Source organism: Actinosynnema sp. NPDC037264 (assembly GCF_055603705.1).
Genome location: NZ_JBVJVK010000003.1, coordinates 78,366 through 102,253 on the forward strand (window position 1 = coordinate 78,366; position 23,888 = coordinate 102,253).

Consider the following 23,888-nt stretch of genomic DNA (forward strand, 5'->3'; position numbering starts at 1 on the left):
CTGATGAGCGTAGCCCTCTGTTCACTCGAAATGGTGAGAGCGTAGTCGATTCCCCGAGGTCCCGGCGATTACCCGGTCCGTTCGGAATCGATTCACTGCGTGAAGGCGCACTGTTCCCGCGGTCGGGCGCTAAGGTGGTGCCAAGGCCGTGGTTCCCTTATTCCAGGGCATACCGGCATGAATCGGCTCCTCGATCCGAATCCGGGTGTCGTGCCCGCACCGGAGGGATGTGACGGTGCGCGTCGACTCTGAGGACGTTGCCGCGGGTGTGACCGCGGGTCCGGACACCCACGAGTGGACGGCGGACGGGCTGCGGGAGGTGCTCGCGCCGCTCGACGGCCAGTCCCGCGACCTCGTGGTCGCCGTCGACGACGGTCCGGCGATGTCGATCTGGGCGTCGACGGTCGAGTCCTTCACCCGTGCGCTCGCCGACTCCGGTGTCTTCGGCGAGGTCGCCGTGTGCGCCCTCGGCATCGACGACAGCGGTCGGGCCGTGCTGCGCGGGTCCGACGGGGGGAGCCCGCCGGACCTGGCCGGTTCCGGGCGGCGTCTGCTGCTGGCCCTCACCGACGCCGTCGACCCGGCCTGGCGGTGGGGTGGTGCGTGGGTGTCGCTGCGCGAGCTGGGCGCCGCGCACTCGGTCGCGGTGGTCAGCCCGCTGCCGTGGTGGACGGCCTGCCGCACCGGCCTGGACCTGCATCGACTGCGCCTCAAGGCGTCCGAGCCGGGCGCGCCGAACCACTTCCACGAGTGGGAGCCGCAGGTCGACGTGCCCGGGTTGTACGACGACCTCGGCGACGTCGCCCCCGTCCCGTTCGTCGAGCTGGCCCCGGCGGGCCTGCGCGAGTGGGCCGACCTCGCCGCGGCGGTCGGGTGGGCGAACCTGGGCGCGGCCCTGGTGCCCGCTCCGCCCGACCCGGCGGCCGGGGCGGCACGGCCCCAACCGGGTGACACGAGCTTCAGCGTCGAGGAACTCGTCGCGGCGTACCGCACGACCGCGTCGAAGGTGGTGTTCGACCTGGCCGTCCACTGGGCCGTCGCACCGCTGGAGGTGCCGCTCCTGCTCCGCATCCTCGAACTGCTGCACCCGGAAGCCGGACCCGCGGCCCTGTCGGAATTCCTCGGCGGCCCACTGGTGGCGATCGCGCCCCCCGGGTACGACAACGGCGGAAATCGAGTGACGTTCAGGTTCGTGCGGGAGGGTATTCGGGAGGAACTTCTTGCGCATGGTCGTCGGATCGACACCGAGCGCGTGCGCAAGGTGGTCCGGCATTACCTGGACGAACACCGACCGGCGGTGGCGGGGTTCGAATGGCCGCTGGACGAGGAGCCGGTATCGGCCGCTTCGCCCAATGTCACGTCGCCTCACGTGGCGGAAGCGGAGCGAGCGGTGTTGAGGGCCTGGTCGGGGGTTCATCTGCGCTATTCCACGCCGGAAGGGGACCCCGGAGTAGAGCTGCCGTCGGCAGTCGGCAATGATGAGGTCGGCGCGAGTATACACGCCGATGAACGGGACCGAACACGTGTTCGCGAGGGCACGGTCGATGTCGAGCGAAATGCGGGAGGATTAGAGGTGACTGCCGTCGAGCAGGAAGAAAGGAGAAGGACTCTCGCATCGCCCGTCTTCGGCGGAGTACCGCCGAGGAACGTCAACTTCACCGGGCGGGCGGACCTCCTCCAGGAGCTCGAACGGCGTCTGGTCCGGGGCGGGACCGCGGCCGTGCTGCCCGAAACGCTCCACGGCATGGGCGGTGTCGGCAAGTCGCACCTGGCCATCGAGTACGCCTACCGCAACCGCGCGAACTTCGACCTGATCTGGTGGGTGCCCGCCGAGCGGTCGGTCAAGATCGTCAACTCGCTGGTGGAACTGGGGCAGCGCCTGGACCTCGTCGTCGGTTCCGAGGCCAACGTGGCGGTCCAGCAGGTGCTCGACGCGCTGCGCAGCGGCAACCACCACAAGATCCCGACCAACTGGCTGCTCATCTTCGACAACGCCGACAGCCCGGACGCCGTGCAGCAGTACCTGCCCACCGGCGGCACCGGGCGGATCCTGGTCACCTCGCGCAACTCGCAGTGGCTCAGCGTCGCCCGCCCGCTGGAGGTCAACGTCTTCCAGCGCGCCGAGAGCGTGCAGCTGCTGCGGCGGCGGGACCCGGAACTCGGCGAGGAGGACGCCGACCGCCTGGCCCAGGCGTTGGGCGACCTGCCGCTGGCGATCGCGCAGGCGGCGGCGTGGCGGGTGGAGACCGGCATGCCCGCCGCGGAGTACCTCGAACTGCTCGCCGAGAAGCAGTTGGAGCTGCTCAACGTCACCACCACCCTCGACTACCCCGAGTCGGTGGCCGCGATGTGGGACCTGTCGCTCAGCGAGCTCAAGCGCAAGAACCCCTCGGCGCTGCGGTTGCTCCAGGTGTGCGCCTTCCTGGCGCCGGAACCGATCAACCGCAAGATGTTCACCTACAGCCGCAACATCACCGACGTGCCGGCCGAGCTGTCCAAGGTCCTGCGCGACAGCCTGCGGCTCAACGAGGCCATCCGCGACATCAACCGCTTCGCGCTGGTGCGCGTCGACCACCGCACCAACTCCATCGAGCTGCACCGCCTGGTCCAGTCCGTGCTGATCAGCCAGATGAGCGAGGACGAACGCGTGACCATGCGTCACGCCGCCCACCAGATGCTGAGCGAGAACGACCCGGAAGGGCCGGCCGAGCCGGAGAACTGGCCGACCTACGTGGACCTGAGCGCGCACCTGGCCGCGTCCAACGCCTACGAGAGCGATGCCGAGCCCGTTCGAACGCTGCTGTACAACCAGGTCCAGTTCCTCTACCGGTGGGGCGAGCACAAGCGCAGCGCCGAACTGTCCGAGCAGATCTACAAGAACTGGGTGGACCGGCTGGGGGAGGACCACCCCGAGACCTTGAGGATGGGCCGCTGGTACGGCTTCATGCTGTGGGTGCAGGGCCGGTACGCCGAGGCGACCCCGCTGAACAGGGACCTGTTGGAGCGGCACCGCCGCACCTTCGGCGAGGAGCACGAGGAAACGATCCTGGCGATCAGCCAGGTCGCGGCGGACAAGCGCGCGGAGGGTGATTTCGTCGGCGGGCTGGAGCTGTCGAAGCGCAACTACGACATCTGCGTCCGGTACCTCGGGGACGAGGACCCGACGACGCTGGCCGTCGCGCACAGCCTCGGCGTGAACCTCCGCCTCGTCGGTGACTTCGCCGCCGCGCTCGACCTCGACGCGGACACCTGGAACCGCAGGGTCCAGATCTACGGTCAGGACCACGACACGTCACTGCTGACGCAGGTGGGCCTCACCATCGACAAGCGGGAACTCGGCAACTACCGGGAGGCGTCCGCCGAGCACGAGGAGATCGTGCGCACGTACGAACGGCGCAGCACGGGGCGACCGCTCAACCCCGCCTGGCTCCGCGCCGTGCGCCACCTCGCCGTGATGCGCCGCAAGGCGGGCGACCACGTCGGCGCGATGGAAGCCGCGGAGACGGCGTTCGACGGGTTGCGGTTGAGGTACAACCTCGACCACGCCGACACGCTCGCCGCCGCGTTGGCCCGGTCCATCGAGCTGAGGCACCTGGGCCGGCTGGAACAGGCCAAGCAGCTCGGTCGCGACACGTTCAGCAGGTACGAGCGAACGCTCGGACCCAATCACCCGCACACCCTCTCCGCGGCCGTCAACGTGGCGATCCTGCACAGGTTGATGGGCGACGCCGAGAGCGCACGTGAGCTGGATCAGGCGACACTGGGCGGCTTCCGCGCACGTCTGGGCGATGACCACCCCTCCACGCTGGTCACCCGGATCAACCTCGCCAGTGACCTGCAGGAGTCGGGCGACGCGCAGGGAGCCCACGCCATCGACGACGAGGTGCTGCGCCGCGCGACGGAGATCCTGGGCTCCGACCACCCGACGACGCTGGCGTGCCAGGCGAACCTCGCGCACGACCTGCGTGCGCTCGGGCGCGCCGACGAAGCGGAAGAGGTGCACCGACGAGCGGTGGGCCTGCTGCGGGAACGGCTCGGGCAGTATCACCCGGCGGTGTCGGAGCTGAGCGATCCTCGCGTCCGCGCGAACTGCGACATCGACCCGATGCCCCTCTAACCGTCCGCTCCTCCCAGCCACGCGGCGAGGCGCTGCACGTCGGGCGCCTCGCCGGTCGCGGCGATCTCGTTCCGCACAGCGCGGACGAGGTGCGGGCGTTCGAGCAGGGCTCGTGCCGCCGGGCCGGGTGACAACTCCCGCACCGCGACCCCGAAGCCGGACCAGGCGCCCGGCCGGCGCGAGCCCGCGGCGAGTTCCGCCGCGTACAGCGCGTGGGCCCGGTGGTAGTCGCCCGCCACCAAGGCGAAATCCGCCTCGACCAGGTCCGTGGCGATCTTGTGGACGTCGCCGGAGGCGTCCGACGCCATCGCGTCGAACTCCGCTCGATCGGACAGCAGGACGCGCGTGAGGATCACCTTGGCGTCCAACCTGGGCGGAGCGTCGTCGGCGGCCACGACCGGTCTCGACCCCGAGGTCGGCGCTGCCTCGCCGGCGTGCCAGCGCTCGGCGCACTCCAGCACGTGCGACCGCGCCGGGTGGAGGTGGGTGGCGCGCCAGGCCGCGCGGTGGTCCTCGGCGGCCCTCTCGGCGGCCGCGAGCACCCCGGCGGGCACCGGGGCGTCCGACAGCGCCGCCAGTCGTTCCGCCAGGCGGGCCGCGAACCTCCGCCCGGGCTCGGTGAGCGACGGGTGGCGCCGTAGCGCGTCGAGTGCTTCACCCACTTGGGTGCGGAAGTAAGCGAACTCGAAGTGCGCCAGGGCCGCGTCCGCTCCGCTCAGGCGCCGACGTTGGGACTCCCAGAACTCGACGACCGCGAGGAAGGCGTTCACGCCTTGGTACAGCCCGGCGACCGGGCGGGCGTCGTCGCGCCACGGCGCGTAGCAGGTGGCTGCCGGGTTGACGGTGGTCAGGGGCACGAGGTGGCTGATCGCGTTCAGCTTGCTGTGCTGGTACTCGTGCACCATCGTCACGGCCAGCTGCTCGGCGTCGTGCGGTTCGGAGATGATCGCGGCGCCGTAGCCGTCGCCGACCGACCCGCTGTGCGGCCGGAAGCGGTAGGCCGCCGGGCGGGGTGTGATCACCGACAGCCCGGTGGACAGTTCCCGCGCGCGGTGCGGGTGGTCGCGCTCCAAGATCGCCCACGCCTCGGCGAAGAGCGCGTTCCACCGGGCCGCCGCGGATTCCGACAATGGGTCCGGTCGCTCCGGGATCGCCAATCCCCGGTACGGTCCGGTGTCGTCCAGGTGGATGCGCGGCGCGGTGGCGGCGACTTCGCCCTCAAGAATGCGGATCGGCTGCCATTCCACCGGGTGAGCGGTGCCGGCTCCGGTTTTAACGGTTAACCCCGATGCCTCCGAGACCAAGGTGCCGTGACCCCATCCGGTCGTCTCCGGCACTCGGGCGACGCCCCAGCCGGGAAGCACCGCGATGCCATCCCGCAAGGGAATAGCCATCGTGAAGCGCAATTCTGCGGACAACCCGGCCGCGGCGGCCAACAAGTGCAGTTGGCCGACGTGGAACCACACCGGAGCGGTGTCGGAGGCCTTGTTCCGGAGCCGGCGCAGCAGGTGCGCGGACCAGACCCCGACCTGGGGGCGCGACAGCAGGTCCGCCACCGCCTCCGGGCGGGCGCGCTCGGCGGCGACCAGCAGGTCCCACGCCTCGTCCACCGGGGGCAACGGGTTGCCCGGAACGGGGTGGTCGCGCGCGTGGTGCAGCACCAACCGCAGGGCGAGCAGACGTCTGGTCCGCTCGACCCGGTGCAGCAGCGCGATGGCGCCGGCGTCGGGGCGTGCGGACGCCAAGGCGTCCAACTGGGCCAGGGACATCCCGTGGTTGGGCAGCGATATCCCGTGCGTGGAGTTCGAGCCTGCCACCTCGTGGTCGCCCCTCGTCATGGGTGCGGAGTCCGCCGGTCAGGAGTCGTGCCCGCCCACACTGATGATGGCGTGGTCGACCTGTCTGAGGAAACGGTCGGTCGACGTCGTCAGGATCCCGTCGTCGAATGCGTCCAGCGCGTCGAGAGGAACGTTCGTCAAGTCGACCAGACCGGAGTCGATCCGAATTGCCGATTCATCCACTAGCTGGCCTCCCGAGTTGGCCATCAGGTAGCGGTGCCCCTGCGCGGTGGGGTTCGCCTTACGACGGCATGACTCAGTGTAATGTCAAGGAAACAGAGCGGAAGAGGTGCGTATGGCGGTATTCGGCTCCGCAGGGGGCAACTAAACGCCACTGACCCGTTCGGCCAACAGGGTGTCCAGTTCGGCCATTTCGGTGGAACCGGCGGCGTAGAAGCGGATGGCGGCCAGCAGCGCGTCGAGGCCGCCGGGGTAGTGCGCGCACGTGCGGACGATGCTGACCGTGTCCGGGCGGTCGGCGTTGTGCCGGGTGATGGAGCCGGCGAAGGGCAGTTCGCGCAGCACGAGGTCGCGTCCCTCGCGGGTGTCGAAGCCGGGGGTGCGCAGCATGACCTCGATGACCGGGCCCAGTTCGGCCAGGGTCAGGCTCCGCGTGCGGGCGGCGGGGCGTGAGGTCTCGATCGGGTGACCGTCGACCAGGCGGACCCAGACGCGGGCGTCCACCTCCTTCACCTTGGCCTGCGCCGCCGAGTAGTCGTCGGGCCTGGTGGCCGCGTCGTTGCGGACCACGGAGCGGTAGAACAGGTCGGAGACGACGAGCACCAGGGTTGCGGTCGAGGCTTTGAGGGACTGCTTGGCGGCCGGCGCGTCGAGGATCCGGTAGGTGAAGATCATCTCTTCGCTCGTCTTGCCGTGCTCGTCGAAGTGCACCTCACCGGCGTGCACGGCCATCCTCATCCGCAACCGCGCTTCGTGCGCGTGGGTGTGGTTGTGCCGGCGCAGGGCCGCGACGACGCGCTCCGGCAGCCGTTCGACCAGCACGGACTTGGGCACGTCGGCGGGCACCAGCACCATCAGGCTGTCGCCCGCGTCGTCCACCGCCTTGTCGTTCCAGGGCAGGTCGCAGTCGGCGAACGCGCTCATCAGCACCTGGTACATGCCGTCGCGCACGGCGGTCCGGTGGGGTGACGTCCGCGTCGGATCGCCGTAGGACTCCACGTCCACGACGACGAACGAGTGGTGCACCGCGGCAGACACCATGTGACCTCCCCACTGCTTGTTGTAGTCCAGAGGAGGGGTGGGGCGGCAGCGCCGCCACTCGAAATGACCAACCCTCCGGTTGCGGGACGGCCCGGTTCGGGTATGGACTCGGGTGTGGACGGGTACGGGTGGACGGTCGCGCTGGTCGCCGTGTTGGTGTTGCTGAACGCGCTGTTCGCGGGCAGTGAGATGGCGTTGATCAGCCTGCGCGAGGGTCAGTTGCGGGCGTTGGAGCGTGACGAGCGGGCGTCCGCGAAGACGCTCGTGCGGCTCGCGCGCGACCCCAACCGGTTCCTGGCCACCATCCAGATCGGCATCACGCTGGCCGGGTTCCTGGCCTCGGCGACGGCGGCGGTGTCGTTGGCCGAGCCGCTGGTGCCGGCCCTGTCGTTCCTCGGCAACGCGGCGAACGCGGTGGCGATCGCGCTGGTCACGGTGGTGCTGACGTTCCTGACCCTGGTGTTCGGCGAGCTCGCGCCCAAGCGGCTGGCGATGCAGTACGCGCTGCGCTGGGCGTTGCTGGTGGCACGGCCGCTGCACGTGCTGTCGGCCGCCTCACGGCCCGCGGTGTGGGCGTTGAGCGCGTCGACGAACCTGGTGGTCCGGCTGTTCGGCGGCAAACCGGAACCCGAGTCCGAGCAGCTGTCGTCCGAGGAGCTGCGCGAGCTGGTCTCCGCCCAACGGGGCCTCAACGCCGAGCAGCGCATGATCATCACCGGCGCCCTGGAGATCAGCGAGCGCCGGCTGCGCGAGGTCCTGGTGCCGCGCCGGTCGGTGGTCACGTTGGCGGCGGAAACGGACGTGCCGTCCGCCCGCGCCGAGCTGGCCGCCTCGGGCCACTCGCGGGCGCCCGTCGCGCGCGGCGGGCACCTGGACGACGTCGTGGGCGTCGTGCACCTGCGGGACCTTCTGGACGACGACGCCAAGCTGGTCGACGTGGCCCGCTCACCGATGGTGTTCCCCGACTCGGTGCGGGTGTCCGACGCGCTGCGCCGGTTCAAGGCCGAGCGCGAGCAGCTCGGCCTGGTCGTGGACGAGCACGGCGCGGTCGACGGCATCATCACGCTCGAGGACCTGCTGGAGGAGATCGTCGGCGAGATCCTGGACGAGACCGACCGCGACGTGATGGCCGTCCGCAGCGGCGCGGACGGCTCGCTCGTCCTGCCCGGCACGTTCCCGATCCACGACCTGATCGACCTGGGCGTCGAGCTGGCCGACCCGCCCGAGGGCGACTACGCCACCGTCGCGGGCCTGGTGCTGGTGGTGCTCGGCCGCATCCCCGAGGCCCCCGGCGACCGGATCACGATCCCCGGCTGGTCCATCGAGGTGCTGAAGGTCGAGCACCACGCCATCACGTCCGTGCGCCTGCGGAAGCGCTGACTACCGACGCGTGGTCCTTGTCCGCCACTCCGCCAGGAGTCTTCGGGTCTTCACCGTGTACGGGTGCCCCGGGGACAACACCCCGAGCTGATCTTCGACCAGCCGTTCGAGCTGCTCCACCGCCCCGGCGGGGTCACCGGCCCTGCCGGTCCACTCGGCGAGGTTGTTGCGGCTGTAGACCGTCCGCGGGTGGTTCCAGCCCCAGACCCGGGCCTTGTCGGCGACCACCCGCTCCAACCGCGCGACCGCACCGGCGGGATCACCGGCGACGCCCAGCCAGTACGCGATGTTGTTGCGGATCGCGAGGGTGTTCGGGTGGTTCTCGCCCATCACCCGGATGTGGTCGACGAGCAGGTCCTCCAGTTGCCGGGTCGCGGCGGCCGGGTCACCCGCCTCCGCGACGCACGCGGCGAGGGAGTTCCGGGTCATCAGGGTGTCGGGGTGGTCCGGGCCGGACACCCGCACCCGGTCGGCGAGGACCTGTTCGAGCTCCGCCACCGCCTCGGCGTGCGCGCCGACCATCGTCCGCGCCTTGGCGAGCCGTCCGCGGGTGGTCAGGGTGATCGGGTGATCGGGGCCCAGCACCCGCAGCTGGTCGGGCACCAGCCGCTCCCACTCGTCGATCGCCTCCTCGTTGCGGCGCAGCTCCGCCAGCCAGTAGGCGAGGTCGTCACGGGTGCTCAACGTGTCCTGGTGATCGGCGCCGAGCACGCGGGTCCGGTCCACCAGCAGCGCGTTCGCCTGCTCGATCGCCGCACCGGGGTCCCCGGCGACTCCGCGTAGGTTCCCGAGGTGCGCGAGGGCGGTCATCGTGTCGGGGTGGTCGTCGCCGAGGAGGCGTCGCGCGGTCGCGGCCACCGAGCCGAAGTGCTCGGCCGCCTCGGCGGACATGCCGGCCTCGGCGAGGCTGATCCCAGCCCTGAACAGCACGTGGTGTGCCTCGTGCTCCCACAGGTGGTCACCCGCGACGGCGTTCAACGCCACGACGTTCGACCGCAACGCGGCGATGAGGTCCGATACGCGCTCGGTCTCGGGCCAGATCTCCAGCAGCGCGTCGGCGGCCGTCCGGGCGACCTCCCGGAACCGTGCCGGGGTGGCGCCCTCCCTCGTCGCCCGTTGCACCAGGGCGTGGACCTTGACCGCGCGGTCCGGCTCGTCCGGCCGCACCGAGGCCAGGCTGAACCGCTGCAGCAGGTGCAAGGCGTCGAGGACGTCGTCGAGGTCGGCGGGGTGCCCCGACCCGCCACCCAGCCACGTCGAGACGGTGCGACCGGTGAAGACCTGGATCGGGGCGCCGTTCGCGTCCAGCACGGCGGCCAGCTCCGACAACGGCACCGCGAGGTTCGACCCGGGCGAGCGGCTCAGCGACTCGACCGACAACGCCCAGGTCACCGCCACGGTGGCGCGGTGATCATCCGGCAGTTCATCGGCGTCGGGCAGCACCTGGGCCAGGGTCTTGCCGCGGGCGGCGAAGCGCTGCCGGTACCGCCGTGCGGTCAGGCCGCGGTTGACCAGGTACGCGGCGGCCTGGGCGAGTGCGACGGGAAGGCGTCCCAGGTCCTCTGCCAGCTCCGCGGCGCCTTCCGCCAGCCGGCCGTGCCCGGCGAGCTTGTCGGCGAAGTACGAGGCGGCTTCCGCGGGCGTGAACACCCCGACTTCGACCAGGACCCGGTCCCGCCGCGACAGCGAGGCGTCACGGCGGCGGGTCGTGACCACCGCTCGCCCGCCTTGCCTGCTCGGTGGCCACAGGCCGCGCAGGTCGGCCGGGTTCGCCAGGTCGTCGAGCACGACCAGCCACGTGCGCCCGGTCGTGGCCAGCCAGGCCAGCAGCCGCTCGGCGGCACGCTCGGGGTCGCCGTGGTTCGAGCCGATCACCTCGGCCGCGGCCGCGGCGTACCCCGCGACCACCGAGTCCCGGGAACCGGCCGTCACCCACAGCAGCAGGTCGACCGCGCCGTCGCTCCACAGCCGTTCCGCGACGGCAGCCGCCAGCTGCGTCTTGCCGACACCGCCCATGCCGACCAGCACCGACGTCGTCGGCGCGGGTTCAGGCCGGTCGAACTGCCGCAGAGCGGCCCGGTCCTGGAAGCAGTCCGCCACGAGCGGCACGACTCCCACTCGCCGCGGCCACCGGTCGGCAGGCGGCGACGGCAGCAGGACGACCTGCGAGGCGGTGACCTCCTCGACGTGGCCGACCTGCACCACGTTGCCGTGGACGTCGCCCCCGATGTCGTTGTGGGCGGCACCCGATCGCCAGGAGGACGGCTGTGCGGTCATGGCGGCTCCCGAGGTCACGTCCTGTGCGCAAGACCAGCGTCCAGCTCATCCGTGCGCAGATCAACGTGGTCGGGACCGCGGTCAGCGGCCCGCCGCCGCCACCCACGCCTCCAGACCTGCCACGTCGTGGGGCAGTGCGGAGGACAGCACCCGGTTGCCCGCCTCGGTCACCACGACGTTCTCCTCCAGCCGCACGCCGATGCCGCGCAGCTCCGGCGGCACGGTCTCGTCGTTCGGGTGGAAGTACAGGCCGGGCTCGACGGCCAGCGCCATGCCGACCTCCAGCGTGCCCTCGTGGTAGGCGGTGGAGCTGGAGTTGGCGCAGTCGTGCACGTCCAGCCCCAGGAAGTGGCCGACGCCGCACGTGATGTAGCGGCGGTGGTGCTGGCCGTCCGGGTCGAGCGACTCCTCGACCGACACGGGCAGCAGGCCCCAGTCGTGCAGGCCCTCGGCGAGCACCCGCATGGCCTCCTGGTGGAAGTCCCGGTACGCCGCGCCCGGCCGCACGACCGCCAGCGCCGCCACCGACGCGCGTTCGATCAGCTCGTGCACCTGCCGCTGCGCCGGGCTGTAGGAGCCCGACACCGGCAACGTCCGGGTGATGTCGGCGGTGTAGAGGGTGTCCAGCTCGACGCCCGCGTCCAGCAGCAGCACGGCGTCCTCGGGCACGGGACCGTCGTTGCGCACCCAGTGCAGCACCGGCGCGTGCGGCCCGGCGGCCACGATCGAGGCGTAACCCGGGCCGTTGCCCGCGGTGCGGGCGCGCCGGTCGAACGTGCCCTGCAACCACCGCTCGCCACCGCCCTTGACGGCCGCTCCCAGCTCGGCGGCGACGTCGGCGAAACCGAGGATCGTGGCGTCCACGGCGGCCTGGAGCTGGCCGACCTCCCAGTCGTCCTTGATCCGGCGCAGCTCGGCCAGCACGGTGCGCAGCCCGGCGGTGTAATCGGCGCCCGCCAGCGCGTCCAGCAGCGGGTCGACGCCTGCCGTCGCGTGCACGGCGGGCAGCCTGCCGCGCAGCGCCGACGGCAGCTCGTGCAGCGGGCGGCAGCGCACGCCGAGTGCCTCGCCCCACTCGGCCAGGCCGGGCACCGGGCCGATCCACAGCTCGCCGTCGCGCGCGTTGGCGAAGAAGTCCGGCTCGTCCGGGCCGGCCGGCGGGCGCAGGAACAGCTCCGCGTCGTGACCGCCGGCGACCGGGTGCATCACCAGCACCGCGCCTTCCGCGGCGCAGCCCGTCAACCAGGAGAAATCGCTGTCGGGCCGGAAGCCGTAGTCGGTGTCGTTGGACCGCACCGGCGACCAGCCGGCGGCCACCGCGATGCGCGCGCCGGGCAGCGCGGCGCTGAGCCGGTCGCGGTGCGCGGCGGCGGCCTCGGCGGCGCCGGGCGCGACCCGGGCGGCGCGGTCGGCCGGGCCCCAGCCGTGCTGGACGAACTCGCGGAACCCGGAGGCGTCGACGAGCTTGCTCGGGTCGCGGCGGGCGGGTTTGGTCACCGTGGGCAGCCTTTCGGGTCGGGGCCGTGAGCACGCCCGATCGCGATCGGCGACCGGACGTCACCCAGGATGCTCTCACCAGCCCGTGGATCGCCCAACCGGGTGTCTCCCGCGCTGAAACGGCCTACCCCGCGTGGGCGATCCGGTAGGCAACAGCCCAGGGCTACCTACGGCAGGTGATCTCATGCGTCCCGAGGACGTCGTCGAACTGCGGGTGCACGGCGTGTCCGGCACCCCGCCGGAAGCGATGCTCGGCGACCCGTTCCCGACCCCGGTGGCCGGTGACGACGTCGCGCGGTTCCTGCGGGCGGCCAAGCCCGCGCGGGCGCTGTCCAGCGGGCGGACGCGGACGGTGGAGGCGTTCCACTGGGGCCGGTTCACCTCGGGCGGCGCGAGCCGGGCGCTGTGGCTGGTGCTGATCCCGTTCGCGATCCTCAACCTGGCCAGGTACACGCTGCTCGGCGCGGGCCGGTTCGCCGAGGCGGTGCTGCGGCTGCTCGGCCTGGTGCTGACGGGCATGCTCGTCGCGGCGACCGCGTACGTGTCGCTGGAGCTGCTGGTGCGGCAGTGCGCGGGCACGGCGGCGTGCCGGTCGGCGCACCTGGCGTTCTTCGACGGCTGGCCGTTCGGGGCGATGCTGCTGGTCGGCATGGTCCCGCCCGGGCTGGTGATCACCGTGCTGTGGTGGTTCGGCCGGCAGACGTTCCTGTACGAGCCGAAGGGCACGCACCACGTGTGGGAGACCCGCACGGGCAGCCTGGGCGACTACGCGTTCTGGCACACGTCGCCGCGCACGCCGGTGCTGCGTGACGCGCACGTGGCGGCGGCGTGCGTGGTGGTGGGGGTGCTGTACGCGGGCGCGTTGCGGACCCCGCAGCCGGACCGGCCGTCGGACGCGCTGTCGTGGACGGTGGTCGGGTTGGGCGTGGCGGTGCTGGCGTGGGCCCTCGGGTGCGTGGTGATGTCGCCGGACCGGCGGCAGGTGAACTCGCGGGCGCTCAAGTGGGCGTCGGCGGCGTACCTGCTGCTCGCGGCGGGGTTGGCGACGGCGTTCCTGTGGCGGGCGCCGACGGGCGCGTCCGGGTCGGTGACGCCGCTGGCCGGCTTCGAGGCGGTCACGAACATCCTGGCCGCGTCGGCGATGCTGCTGCTGGTCGTGCTGCTCGGGGCGTGCGTGCGCCTGCGGCACTCCGCGCGCGGTGTCGAGCTGATGGTGGCGGACAAGCGGTTCCGGCCGATGTGGCACGGGTACGCGGCCGTGGTGATCGCCGCGGTCGCCACCACGCTGGCGGTCGGGTTCAGCGGCGGGCTGGCCTACCGGGTGGTGGACTGGGTCGGCGACCCGGTGCCGGAGGCGGGGCGTCAAGGGCTGGTGCTGAGCACGAGCTACCTGGTCGGCGCGGGGCTCTGGGGCGTGCTGGCGATCGCGTTCCCGCTGCTGGTGGCACCGATCGTGGCGGCGATGGTGCGGCAGGTGTCGAGCGCGCTGGTGTTCGCGGCGGGTTCGGTGACCGCGGCGGTGGCGGTGGTGCTGCGGTGGACGCCGATGCCCGGCTGGGCGTTCTGGGTCGCCGCGGTGGCCGCCGGTCTGCTGTACGCGGTCGGCGCGGTGTCCTGGATGCGCCACGCGAGCGGTGCGGCGGTCCGCGAGGGCATCGTGACCGACTACCCGGGGCGCCCGGACCGACCGGGCATCGGCAAGGTGGCGTTCAACCAGCGCCTGGCCTCGGCGAAGTACCGCTACCACTGGCTGCTCGGCGCGGTCGCGTTGCTGGGCGGCGTGCTGGTGGCGGCGGGTGGCGGGCTCGCGCTGGCCCGGCTCGCGCACCCGGACTGGCGGGCCGCCCCGCCGCCGGGCCTGGCCGACTGGCTGTCGACCCTCCCGGCGCAGGAGCTGGGCGCGTTGGGCAGCCTGGTGGTGTCCGGGCTCGTGCTGGTCTTGTTGTTGTTGGGCGTGCGGACGTGGCAGAGCCCGCGGATGCGCACGGCGGTCGGGATCGTGTGGGACCTGGTGGCGTTCTGGCCGAGGTTGGCGCACCCGATCTGCCCGCCGCCCTACGGCGGTCGCGCCACCATCGAGCTGACCTCCCGGGCGGTCCGGTTGGCCGGGCACCACGACGTGGGCGCGGTCGTGCTGTCGGGGCACAGCCAGGGCAGCGTGGTGTGCTTCGCCGCGTTGTCGTTGCTGCGCCGGGAGAGCGAGCGGCCCGACCCGGCCGACGGCGAGCGGTACATCAGGCAGGCGGACGCGGTCGCCGCGCTGCGCCGGGTCGGCCTGGTGACGTACGGCTCGCAGTTGCAGTGGGCGTACTCGCGGCTGTTCCCGCACTACCTGGGCCACGCCGAGCTCGTCCGCCTGCACGACGAGCTCGGCGACCGCTGGTGGAACGTGCACCGGCTCACCGACCCGTTGGGCGGGCCGGTGCAGGTGTGGCCGGAGACGGCCGAGGAGCAGGTGTTCGCCGGCCCGAAGCTGTGGGGCGTGCGCTGCGGCAACGACGTGCGGCTGCGCGACCCGGAGTTCCTCGACCCCGACCCGGACATGGTCGCCTCGCCGTTGCGCGGGCACAGCGACTACTACGACGACCCGGTGTTCGACGAGGTGGTGGCCAGGGTGGCGGCGGCCGTCGCGCCGCCGCGCACCACCGTCGTGATCGGCGACCTGTCCCTGTCGGGCGGGTCCTGAGCCTCAGCCCTGGAGCACGGACCGCGTGACGCGTTCGGCGATCGCGGCCACCATCGTGCGCGGGCGACGCGGGACGAGGTGGGCGTTGAGCGCGTTGCCCAGGCCCGGCGTGACGTAGGCGCGGCCGCGGTCCAGGGCGTCCAAGGCCGCCCGCACGACGGCCTCGGCGCTCATCATCCGGCCGCCGATCGCGGCGCGCGGGGTGACGCGGTCGAAGAAGCTGGTCTCGGTCGGGCCGGGGCACAGGGCGAGCACCTTGATGCCCCGGTCCCGGTACTCCCGGCGCAGCGCGAGGCTGAAGTTCAGCACGAACCCCTTGCCCGCGCTGTAGGTGGCGAAGTACGGCGAGGGCTGGAACCCGGCCGTCGAACCGACGTTGACCACGGCGCCGGAGCCCGCTTCGAGCATCCCGGGCACGAGCGCCCGGGTCAGGCCGACCAGCGCGACCACGTTGACCATCAACTGCTCCTGGTCGTGGCCGTCGGGGATCTCCTCGAACCGGCCGGCGGTGCCGAAGCCCGCGTTGTTGACCAGCGTGTGGACGGGGCCGGGCAGCCGTGCGACGACCGAGTCGACCGCGTCCGGCGCGGACAGGTCCTGCGGGACCACGTGGACCTTCGCGCCGTGCTCGTGGCGGAGCCGGTCGGCGACGGCGTCCAGGCGGTCGGCGGAGCGGGCGACGAGGACGAGGTCGTGGCCGCGGGCGGCGAGCCGGTCGGCGAACTCGACGCCCAGCCCGGCGGACGCGCCGGTGACGAGGGCGGTGGGGCGGTGGGTCATGTCATCTCCATCGGCTCGGTTATGTGAGACATCTTAGGCACACCTATCGCCGTAAATGCAACACTGACGTTCCAGTTAACGCAGTAGCTGTACCATCGGTGGTGCACGGAAGGAGACAGACTTGGGAGCGACGCGGCCCTTGCGCGCCGACGCCGAACGCAGCGTGCGGACGATCCTGGAAGCCGCCGAGCGGCTGCTGTCGGTGAACCCCGGCGCGTCCATGGAGCAGATCGCCGAGGCCGCGGGCGTCGCGCGCACCACGGTGCACCGGCGGTTCGCCAACCGGCAGGCGCTGGTGGAGGCGATGACGGCCGACGTCGTGCGGCAGCTGGACGAGGTGATGGACGCGGGCCGGCCGGAGACCTCGCCGCCGCTGGTCGCGCTGCACGAGATCACCGCGAACGTGCTGCGGGTCAAGATCGGGTGGCCGTTCGCGATGGGCGTCGTCTTCGCCGCCGCCGACTCGCCCGCCGCCGAGGGCAAGCGCCGGGTGGACGACCGCTGCCTGGTGCTGCTGCGCCGGGCGCGGGACGAGGGGCTGCTCGACGCCTCCGCCGACCTCGACTGGACGCGCCGGGTGTTCTACGCGTTGATCGGCGAGGCGGTGCACGGGCCGGACAGCGGCCTCGAACCCGACGCGCTGGCGCAGCGGGTGGTCGACACCCTCCTGCACGGCGCCGGGCCGCCTTAGCCCGGGCCGCCGGGTGCGCGGGCCGCTGATCCCCTTCTGTGATGAGGTGGAGTCGCCGATGACCGGGGAGGACCGTGCCAGTGATCATCCGTCGCGCCACCGCCGAGGACGTCCCCGCCATCGTGGCCATGCTCGCCGACGACGAGTTGGGCGCGCGGCGCGAGTCGCCGGAGGACCTGGCGCCCTACCTGCGGGCGTTCGAGGCGATCGACGCGGCCGGGCACGAGGTGCTGGCGGTCGCGGAACGCGGCGGTGAGGTCGTGGGCACGTTGCAGCTCACGGTGTTGCGCGGCCTGTCGCGGCGGGGCGCGGCACGGGCGCAGGTCGAGGCCGTGCGGGTGGCGTCCTCGATGCGCGGGCAAGGGCTGGGGGAGGAGTTGATGCGCTGGGCGATCGACGAGGCCAGGGCCCGCGGTTGCGTCATCGTCCAGTTCACGTCGGACAAGACCCGCGTGGACGCGCACCGCTTCTACCGCCGCCTCGGCTTCGTCCAGTCCCACGAGGGCTTCAAGCTGCCGCTGTCGTGACGCCGGGTAGGTTGCCGCGGTAAGTCCGCTCGACCGGGAAGTGCTGATGATCCAAGTCCTCGCGACCGCGTTGACGGTCGTGGCGCTCGTCGCGGCCGCGTGGTCGCTGGTGCTGGTCGTCGCCGACCGGCCCATCACGCTCGCCACCAAGCCCACCCTCGGCCTCGCCGCGGTCGTCGTGCTGCTCGAAGCCGGGCTGCTCGTGCAGGCGGTGGCCGCGACGGTCGCCGTGCTGGGCTCCGACCGGGCCGGCCTGGACGCGCCCACGTTCTTCGGCTACCTGGTCGCGGCGGTCGCCGTGCTGCCGGTCGGCGCGTTCTGGGCCCTGGGCGACCGGTCGCGGTGGGGCGCCGGGGTGTTGGCGGTGGCGTGCCTGAGCGTGCCGGTGATGATCCTGCGGCTCAACCAGCTCTGGGCGACCCATGGGTGAGCGGCGCGACGAGCTGAAGGAGACCACCCGGTCCGGGCCCGGTCGGATGCTCATCGCGGTGTACGGGATCTTCGCGGTCGCCGCCACCTCCCGCTCCGCGGTGCAGCTCGCCACCCGGTTCGAGCAGGCGCCGCTGGCGTACGTGCTGTCGGCGTTCGCGGCGGTCGTGTACGTCGTGGCCACCGCCGCGCTGGCCGGTGTCGTGTCGCGGCGGGTCGCCTACCTCGCGTGCGGCGTCGAGCTGGCCGGGGTGCTCGTGGTCGGCGCGGCGAGCCTGGTGTTCGCCGACGCGTTCCCGGACGCCACGGTGTGGTCGGACTTCGGCGGCGGCTACGGGTTCGTCCCGCTCGTGCTGCCCGTGCTCGGTCTGCTCTGGTTGCGCCACACCGGACTGCGGTATTCCGAACAGGCGCGTTGAACGAACCGGCCGCCCATCTCGTAAAGCATGCAGTCGCCGGGCCTACAACCGGCGGCCGGTCCGTGGCGGCGGCCGAGACCAAGGGCGTCCGGCAGGGCACGCCGTCGTGGGTGCAGGAGGCCGGGGGCACGCGTCCCCGGCCTCCGTGACAAAGATCACCACGTCCGCGCGATCCGGTGGCGGATGCCGTTCGCGCAGGTCAGAGCCCGTTCGACGGGCGTGCGGTCAACCCATGTCTGAGCCCGTTCTCAGGTGGCGTGTGCCAGCGTTCGCACATCCGCCCGCGGTACCCCGTGCAGTCGCCTGCCGGCCGGTCCGCTCACCAAGGAGATTCCCACGATGTCCGTGCTGGCTCGACTGAGCCTGGCCAACCGAAGTCTCGTCGGGCTGCTCAGCCTGCTCGTGATCGGTTTCGGTGCGTTCACGCTGCCCTCGATCAAGCAGCAGCTCTTCCCGTCCATCGAGTTGCCCGCCGCGGTGGTCATCGCGCCCTTCCCGGGCGCGTCGCCGGACCTGGTGGACAGCCAGGTGGCCGAGCCGATCCAGTCGGCCGTGCGCGGTGTCGACGGTGTCGAGCAGGTGTTCACCCGCTCCGCCGAGAGCTCCGCGACGGTCCAGGTGATGTTCACCTACGGCACCGACATCGACGCCGCCGTGGCCCAGATGCAGCAGGCGGTGAACCGGCTCCAGCCGCGCCTGCCGCAGGGCGTGGAGCCGACCGTCGCGCAGGGCAGCACCGACGACATCCCGGTGATCGCGCTCGCCGCGACCTCCGGCGACGACGACATCGCCGCCGCGGCCCGGCTGCGCGCCGAGGTCGTGCCCGGCCTGGAGGCCATCCCCGGTGTGCGGGAGGCCAGCGTCAGCGGTGAGCGCGACCGCCAGGTCAGCGTCACCGTCGACTACGCCCGCCTCGGCGCGGCCCGGGTGGACCCGCAGGCGCTGACCGCCGCCCTGACCACGGCCGGCGCGGTCATGCCCGCGGGCACCGTGCCGGACGCGGACAAGACGCTGACCGTGCAGGTCGGCAGCCCGGTCGGCACCGTCGACGACCTGCGCAACCTGCTGCTCGCCTCGCCCGCGGGCCCGGTGAAGCTCGGCGACGTGGCCAAGGTCGAGTCCGCGCCGGCGGCGGCGACCGTGCTCACCCGCACCAACGGCGAGGCGACGCTGGGCGTCAGCGTCACCATGGCCGCCGACGGCAACGCGGTCGAGATCTCCCGGCAGGTCCGCGACAAGCTCGGCGAGTGGGGCGAGGCGGCGGGCTCCACCCTCACCGTCGCGTTCGACCAGGGCCCGCAGGTGGAGAAGGCGATCAGCGGCCTGACCACGGAGGGCCTGCTCGGCCTGCTGTTCGCGGTGGTCGTGATCCTGCTGTTCCTGCTGTCGGTGCGGTCCACGCTGGTGACGGCGGTGTCGATCCCGCTGTCGGTGGTGGTCGCGCTGATCGCGCTCTACACCGGCGACCTGTCGTTGAACCTGCTCACCCTCGGCGCGCTCACCATCGCGGTCGGCCGGGTGGTGGACGACTCGATCGTGGTGCTGGAGAACATCAAGCGGCACCTCGGGTACGGCGAGGAGAAGCAACGCGCCGTGCTGGACGGCGTGCGCGAGGTGGCGGGCGCGGTGACCGCGTCCACGTTGACCACGGTCGCGGTGTTCCTGCCGATCGCGTTCGTCGGCGGCATCGCGGGCGAGCTGTTCGGGCCGTTCTCCATCACGGTCACGGTGGCGCTGCTGGCCTCGCTGTTGGTGTCGCTGACGATCGTGCCGGTGCTGGCGTACTGGTTCCTCAAGCGCCCGGCCGTGCCGACCGACCCGGACGAGGCGGCGAAGGCGCGCGAAGCGGCGCTGGAGAAGGAGAAGCGCAGCCCGTTGCAGCGCGCATACGTGCCCGTGCTCAAGTTCGCGACCACGCGCCGTTGGGTGACGTTGCTGATCGCCGCGCTCATCTTCGGCGGCACGCTCGGCCTGGCCGGCTCGCTGGAGACCAACTTCATCGACAACGCGGGCGGCACCGCGTTGCAGGGCACCCAGAAGCTGCCGCCGGGCAGCAGCCTCACCGCCCGGGACGACGCGGCGCGCAAGCTCGAAGGCGTGCTGGCGGAGACCGAGGAGGTGGAGACCTACCAGGTCACCGTCGGCACGGACAACAGCCTGGCCGCGTTCGGCTTCGGCGGTGACGGCGACACCAGCGTGCGCGCCACCGTCCGCGAGGGCACGGACCTGGAGGCGTTGCAGGACCGGCTGACCGAGCGGTTGGCGAACACGCCCGGCGCGGGCGAGGTGGCGTTCGGCGCGGCGGCGTCCGGCTTCGGCTCGGACACCATCGACGTGCTGGTCACCGCGCCCGACGCGGCCACGCTGCGCGACGCCGCCGACCGCGTGCGGCAGGTCGTGTCCGGCACGCCCGGCGTCGGCGAGGTCTCCGACGACCTGTCGGTGAGCGCGCCGCGCGTGCAGGTGACGGTGAACCAGGCCGCCGCGGCGGCGCGCGGGCTCACCGGCCAGACCATCGGCCAGTTCGCCGCGCAGGCGCTGCGCGGCGTGCCGGTGGCGCAGCTGCCGATCGACGGCCGGTCGCAGCAGGTCCTGCTGCGCACGGGCACGACGCCGACCGACGTGGCCGCGCTGCGCGCGTTGCCGCTGCCGGGTGGCGTCACGCTCGGCCAGGTCGCCGACGTGGCCGTGGTGGACGGTCCGGTTCAGGTGCGGCGCACCGACGGCGCGCGCAGCGCCACCGTGTCGGCGAAGGCCACCGGGTCCGACCTGGGCGCGGTGACGGCCGACCTGACGTCGCGGCTGGACGCGCTGGACCTGCCCGCGGGCGCCGCGCACAGCATCGGCGGCGTCAGCGCCGACCAGGCCGAGACGTTCGCCGACCTGGGCCTGGCCATGCTCGCGGCCATCGCGATCGTGTTCCTGATCATGGTGGCGACGTTCCGCAGCCTGGTGCAGCCGCTGATCCTGCTGGTGTCCATCCCGTTCGCCGCGACCGGCGCGATCGGCCTGCTGCTGCTCACCGGGACCCCGCTCGGCCTGCCCGCGTTGATCGGCATGCTGATGCTCGTCGGGATCGTGGTGACCAACGCGATCGTGCTGATCGACCTGGTCAACCAGTACCGGCGGGACGGCATGCCGGTGCGGGAGGCCGTGGTCGAGGGCGGCAGGCGGCGGCTGCGACCGATTCTGATGACCGCCGCGGCCACGATCTTCGCGCTGCTGCCGATGGCGCTGGGCATCACCGGCGAGGGCGCGTTCATCGGCAAGCCGCTGGCGATCGTGGTGATCGGCGGCCTGATCAGCTCGACGCTGCTGACCTTGGTGCTGGTGCCCACGCTGTACTCGATGGTGGAGGGCCGCAAGGAACGCCGCCGGGCGCGCAAGGCCGAGCGGACCGTCGAGGCCCGGGAGCCGGTCGGCGTCTGAGCCCGGGGGGTCGGACGCCCCGCCGCCCGTGGGTGGGCGGCGGGGCGTTCGGTGACTCCGACGAGGCCGTTCGGCCCGTCAGCGGGCGACGGCTTCCACGATCGAGGCGACGAAGCCGGTGTCGATGACCCTCGTCACCTCCAGGTCGGCCTTGGCGAGCAGCGCCCTGAACTCCTCCTCGGTCCGCTCGCGGCCGGGCAGCAGGGACATGACGACGATGTCGTACAGCTTGCCCGTGTGCGGGGCGTTCTTCGGCGGGATCACCGCGTCCAGCACCAGCACCCGGCCACCGGGGGACATGGCCTTGCGGCAGTTGCGGAGGATGCGCACGCACTGCTCGTCGTTCCAGTCGTGGATGATGTGCTTGAGCAGGTACACGTCCGCGGGCGGGCACTCCTCGAAGAAGTCGCCCGCGACCAGCTCCCAGCGGCTGTCGTCGCCCAGCTCGCCCAGCCGGTGGTCGGACACGACGTGCTCGCCCAGGTCGAGCAGGATGCCGCGCAGGCTGGGGTCCTGCCGCAGGACGTCCAGCAGCAACCCGCCGTACCCGCCGCCGACGTCGACGACCGTGGCGCCCGGCGGGAACCGGTAGTTGCGCATGATGGACGGGTTCTCGGAGTCGGATTTCGCCTGCATCCCGGAGTAGAAGACCTCCGGGGAGGCCACGTCCCGGAAGTACTCGAAGAACGACGTGCCGAAAACGTGGTCGAAGCTGGGACTCCCGCTGCGCAGGCTCTCGACCAGTTCGCCGTGCGAGGCCCAGAACGCCTTGTCCGTGAACGTCACGACGGCCGCCCGCAGCGACCCCTCCGCGTCCGTGCGCAGCAGGTGCGCTTCCGGGGTCAGCTCGAACCGGCCGTGGTCGTCCTCGCGGAACACACCCCGCATGGCCAGCAACCGGAGCACGCGGAACAGGTGGTCCGCCTTGGTCCCGGTGTCCGCCGCCAGCTCGGCCGGCGTCTTCGGACCGTCGACCAGGTGGTCGGCCACGCCGGCGATGGCGGCCGCACGCAGCGCCGCGGAGTAGACGTAGCCCAACATCTCGTCGAACAGGCGAATACCGGCCAATTCCCTGTCGGAAGGATTTGTCGCACCGCTGTTGTGCACGAATTCACTCCAGTCGCCGCCGATCGGATTTCCACGGCCATCCTCGACCGGTGCGGCGACCGGCTGCACCTTCTGTCGTGCGGTACCACCGGCCCCCGACCCACCGCTCGCCCCGTGCGACTGGATCCGGTCGGCGTCCGTCGGGACGGGAAACCGCTTCGTCCCGCCGGCCGCGGGTCCCACAATGGCCGGGTGATCACGATGACCCCGGTGGTGGAGCGACCGGTCGGTGACTGCCCGTTCTGGTCGGTCGAGCCGGGGGAGTACCACGTGGAGGTTCCGCGCTCGCCCACGCCGAGCCGCGTCGCCGTCCTGGCGTGGGCGCTGGTCGCGCACGGCGTCGACGACGTCGACCTGCACGCCGACGTGTCGGACGCGGTCGGGGCCGTCGACGCCTTCCTGGCCGCCGAGGACGAGCGGCACGTGCCCGGCGGTCTGCGGATCGTGGCGGGCGACGTCGTGGCCGACCCGGGGTGCTGCTTCGGGCTGGACGAGTGGCGCACCTGGCTGGAGGTCCTCGACGGCGAGGCGATCTGGCTCGGCCACAGCCCCGACACCGTGGTGCAGCACCGGGGCGAGGTGGTCCGGATCTGGCCGAACGAGGACCTGGCGAACCCCCGGTTCACCGGTCCGCACGTCGACATCGCCCGTGACGCCCTGCTCGGGCACCTCCGGGAGGTCCGGGCGGACCTGGTCGGGTTCCTCGACGCGCTGGGCACGTGGGCGTGCTCCACCGTGCCCGACCGGGCCGACCGGTTCGTCGCGGCCGTGGACCGGCGGTTGGGGATCAGCCCGCCCCTCTGACCGGTGGGCGCGCCCCGAAGCGGAGGCCGTCGACGAGCAGCGCGACCATCCGCTCCGTGTGGCCGTCGTCCTCCCGGGCGGGCAGGGTCAGGTTGGCGGTGGCGCGCAGCAGGTCGTAGGGGTCGACGTCGGCGCGGACCTCGCCGGCCTCCGCGGCGCGGTCGAGCAGGCCGCGCAGGACCGGCACGAAGCGCTGCTGGAAGTAGGCGGGCAGGGCGGCGTAGGCCGGGTCGCCGGAGTGCAGGGCGGCGCTGAGCCCGTGCTTCGTGCCGATGAAGCCCGTGAAGCGCCGCAACCACCTGATCAGCGCTTCGAGCGGTTCGTGCTGGGCGGCGAGGACGGGGGCGGCGTCGGCGCAGGCGTCCACCTCGTGGCGGAACACCGCGGCGATGAGGTCCGAGCGTTGCGGGAAGTGGCGGTACAGCGTGCCCGCGCCCACCCCGGCCTTGGCGGTGATCTGGCGCACGGGCGCGTCCACGCCCGAGGTGGCGAAGACCTCCGCGGCGGCGCTGAGCAGCGCGTCGGTGTTGCGCTGCGCGTCCGCCCGCACGCGCTTGCCCGGCCGCTCCTCGGTCTCGCCCGCGTCGACTTGCTCGCTCACGGCACCCCTCCTTGCTAAGCGGAACGTCGTTCCGTATTGTCGAAGTCGAACGTTGTTCCGTTTGTGTCGAGCGTAGCGCTGCGCC

17 protein-coding genes are annotated in these 23,888 nt (G+C 72.3%); 9 read left to right on the forward strand and 8 right to left on the reverse strand.

Features of this window, described 5'->3' with window-relative positions; genetic code table 11:
• Positions 1-235 precede the first annotated feature (235 nt).
• Positions 236-4,117: an FxSxx-COOH system tetratricopeptide repeat protein gene (gene fxsT, locus ACZ7GX_RS04995; RefSeq protein ID WP_498772977.1), complete on the forward strand. Its 3,882-nt coding sequence runs from the start codon at positions 236-238 to the stop codon at positions 4,115-4,117.
• On the opposite strand, the gene ACZ7GX_RS05000 is transcribed toward fxsT, so the two are convergent.
• The 3 genes from ACZ7GX_RS05000 to ACZ7GX_RS05010 all read right to left on the reverse strand — a co-directional run bounded on the left by ACZ7GX_RS05000 (position 4,114) and on the right by ACZ7GX_RS05010 (position 7,176).
• Positions 4,114-5,955 (reverse strand): HEXXH motif domain-containing protein, encoded by a 1,842-nt coding sequence (locus tag ACZ7GX_RS05000; protein WP_498772979.1) that lies wholly within the window; start codon positions 5,953-5,955, stop codon positions 4,114-4,116. The genes fxsT and ACZ7GX_RS05000 overlap by 4 nt on opposite strands.
• A gap of 18 nt (positions 5,956-5,973) precedes the next feature.
• Positions 5,974-6,162 carry a hypothetical protein gene (locus ACZ7GX_RS05005; RefSeq protein WP_498772981.1) on the reverse strand — a complete coding sequence of 63 codons (189 nt, stop codon included), beginning with the start codon at positions 6,160-6,162 and terminating at the stop codon, positions 5,974-5,976.
• Positions 6,163-6,279: 117 nt separating this feature from the next.
• Positions 6,280-7,176 (reverse strand): effector-associated domain 2-containing protein, encoded by an 897-nt coding sequence (locus tag ACZ7GX_RS05010; RefSeq protein WP_498772983.1) that lies wholly within the window; start codon positions 7,174-7,176, stop codon positions 6,280-6,282.
• Between the two features lie 114 nt (positions 7,177-7,290).
• Between ACZ7GX_RS05010 and ACZ7GX_RS05015 the strand changes: the two genes are divergently transcribed.
• The gene (locus ACZ7GX_RS05015) at positions 7,291-8,556 is read left to right on the forward strand and encodes a hemolysin family protein (RefSeq protein ID WP_498773454.1); all 1,266 of its coding nucleotides are present in this window, start codon (positions 7,291-7,293) and stop codon (positions 8,554-8,556) included.
• On the opposite strand, the gene ACZ7GX_RS05020 is transcribed toward ACZ7GX_RS05015, so the two are convergent.
• Both ACZ7GX_RS05020 and ACZ7GX_RS05025 read right to left on the reverse strand, forming a co-directional pair.
• The gene (locus tag ACZ7GX_RS05020) at positions 8,557-10,833 is read right to left on the reverse strand and encodes a tetratricopeptide repeat protein (protein WP_498772985.1); all 2,277 of its coding nucleotides are present in this window, start codon (positions 10,831-10,833) and stop codon (positions 8,557-8,559) included.
• Positions 10,834-10,914: 81 nt separating this feature from the next.
• Positions 10,915-12,330: an aminopeptidase P family protein gene (locus tag ACZ7GX_RS05025; protein ID WP_498772987.1), complete on the reverse strand. Its 1,416-nt coding sequence runs from the start codon at positions 12,328-12,330 to the stop codon at positions 10,915-10,917.
• A gap of 184 nt (positions 12,331-12,514) precedes the next feature.
• Here ACZ7GX_RS05025 and ACZ7GX_RS05030 point away from each other — a divergent pair, with 184 nt between their 5' ends.
• Positions 12,515-15,016, forward strand: a complete 2,502-nt coding sequence (locus ACZ7GX_RS05030) for a hypothetical protein (RefSeq protein ID WP_498772988.1) — start codon at positions 12,515-12,517, stop codon at positions 15,014-15,016.
• 3 nt (positions 15,017-15,019) lie between these two features.
• Here ACZ7GX_RS05030 and ACZ7GX_RS05035 read toward each other — a convergent pair whose 3' ends face one another.
• Positions 15,020-15,796 carry an SDR family NAD(P)-dependent oxidoreductase gene (locus tag ACZ7GX_RS05035; protein ID WP_498772990.1) on the reverse strand — a complete coding sequence of 259 codons (777 nt, stop codon included), beginning with the start codon at positions 15,794-15,796 and terminating at the stop codon, positions 15,020-15,022.
• A gap of 121 nt (positions 15,797-15,917) precedes the next feature.
• On the opposite strand from ACZ7GX_RS05035, the gene ACZ7GX_RS05040 reads away from it, so the two are divergent.
• From ACZ7GX_RS05040 to ACZ7GX_RS05060, 5 genes are all read left to right on the forward strand, one after another.
• A complete protein-coding gene (locus tag ACZ7GX_RS05040; protein WP_498772992.1) occupies positions 15,918-16,487 on the forward strand; it encodes a TetR/AcrR family transcriptional regulator in 570 nt (189 codons plus the stop codon).
• Between the two features lie 80 nt (positions 16,488-16,567).
• Positions 16,568-17,014, forward strand: coding sequence for a GNAT family N-acetyltransferase (locus tag ACZ7GX_RS05045; protein ID WP_498773456.1), 447 nt, complete (start codon positions 16,568-16,570; stop codon positions 17,012-17,014).
• A 46-nt stretch (positions 17,015-17,060) separates the two neighbouring features.
• Positions 17,061-17,444, forward strand: a complete 384-nt coding sequence (locus ACZ7GX_RS05050; protein WP_498772994.1) for a hypothetical protein — start codon at positions 17,061-17,063, stop codon at positions 17,442-17,444.
• Positions 17,437-17,862 (forward strand): hypothetical protein, encoded by a 426-nt coding sequence (locus tag ACZ7GX_RS05055; RefSeq protein ID WP_498772996.1) that lies wholly within the window; start codon positions 17,437-17,439, stop codon positions 17,860-17,862. Before ACZ7GX_RS05050 ends, ACZ7GX_RS05055 begins: the two co-directional genes overlap by 8 nt.
• Before the next feature lie 339 nt (positions 17,863-18,201).
• Positions 18,202-21,291 carry an efflux RND transporter permease subunit gene (locus ACZ7GX_RS05060; RefSeq protein WP_498772998.1) on the forward strand — a complete coding sequence of 1,030 codons (3,090 nt, stop codon included), beginning with the start codon at positions 18,202-18,204 and terminating at the stop codon, positions 21,289-21,291.
• A gap of 78 nt (positions 21,292-21,369) precedes the next feature.
• On the opposite strand, the gene ACZ7GX_RS05065 is transcribed toward ACZ7GX_RS05060, so the two are convergent.
• Complete coding sequence (locus ACZ7GX_RS05065; RefSeq protein WP_498773000.1) at positions 21,370-22,359, reverse strand: methyltransferase; 990 nt, start codon at positions 22,357-22,359, stop codon at positions 21,370-21,372.
• Positions 22,360-22,590: 231 nt separating this feature from the next.
• Between ACZ7GX_RS05065 and ACZ7GX_RS05070 the strand changes: the two genes are divergently transcribed.
• Positions 22,591-23,202 carry a hypothetical protein gene (locus ACZ7GX_RS05070; RefSeq protein WP_498773002.1) on the forward strand — a complete coding sequence of 204 codons (612 nt, stop codon included), beginning with the start codon at positions 22,591-22,593 and terminating at the stop codon, positions 23,200-23,202.
• Here the strand turns inward: ACZ7GX_RS05070 and ACZ7GX_RS05075 are convergent.
• A complete protein-coding gene (locus ACZ7GX_RS05075) occupies positions 23,186-23,803 on the reverse strand; it encodes a TetR/AcrR family transcriptional regulator (RefSeq protein WP_498773004.1) in 618 nt (205 codons plus the stop codon). The two genes, ACZ7GX_RS05070 and ACZ7GX_RS05075, sit on opposite strands and share 17 nt — an antisense overlap.
• Positions 23,804-23,888: the final 85 nt, after the last annotated feature.

What these genes read in the sequence shown, in the direction of transcription:
- ACZ7GX_RS05035 (WP_498772990.1), bottom strand. Translation starts at nt 15,796, where the DNA reads ATGACCCACCGCCCCACCGCCCTCGTCACCGGCGCGTCCGCCGGGCTG.
- ACZ7GX_RS05055 (WP_498772996.1), top strand. Translation starts at nt 17,437, where the DNA reads ATGGGTGAGCGGCGCGACGAGCTGAAGGAGACCACCCGGTCCGGGCCC.
- ACZ7GX_RS05010 (WP_498772983.1), bottom strand. Translation starts at nt 7,176, where the DNA reads ATGGTGTCTGCCGCGGTGCACCACTCGTTCGTCGTCGTGGACGTGGAG.
- ACZ7GX_RS05005 (WP_498772981.1), bottom strand. Translation starts at nt 6,162, where the DNA reads ATGGCCAACTCGGGAGGCCAGCTAGTGGATGAATCGGCAATTCGGATC.
- ACZ7GX_RS05050 (WP_498772994.1), top strand. Translation starts at nt 17,061, where the DNA reads ATGATCCAAGTCCTCGCGACCGCGTTGACGGTCGTGGCGCTCGTCGCG.
- ACZ7GX_RS05060 (WP_498772998.1), top strand. Translation starts at nt 18,202, where the DNA reads ATGTCCGTGCTGGCTCGACTGAGCCTGGCCAACCGAAGTCTCGTCGGG.
- ACZ7GX_RS05000 (WP_498772979.1), bottom strand. Translation starts at nt 5,955, where the DNA reads ATGACGAGGGGCGACCACGAGGTGGCAGGCTCGAACTCCACGCACGGG.
- ACZ7GX_RS05030 (WP_498772988.1), top strand. Translation starts at nt 12,515, where the DNA reads ATGCGTCCCGAGGACGTCGTCGAACTGCGGGTGCACGGCGTGTCCGGC.
- ACZ7GX_RS05020 (WP_498772985.1), bottom strand. Translation starts at nt 10,833, where the DNA reads ATGACCGCACAGCCGTCCTCCTGGCGATCGGGTGCCGCCCACAACGAC.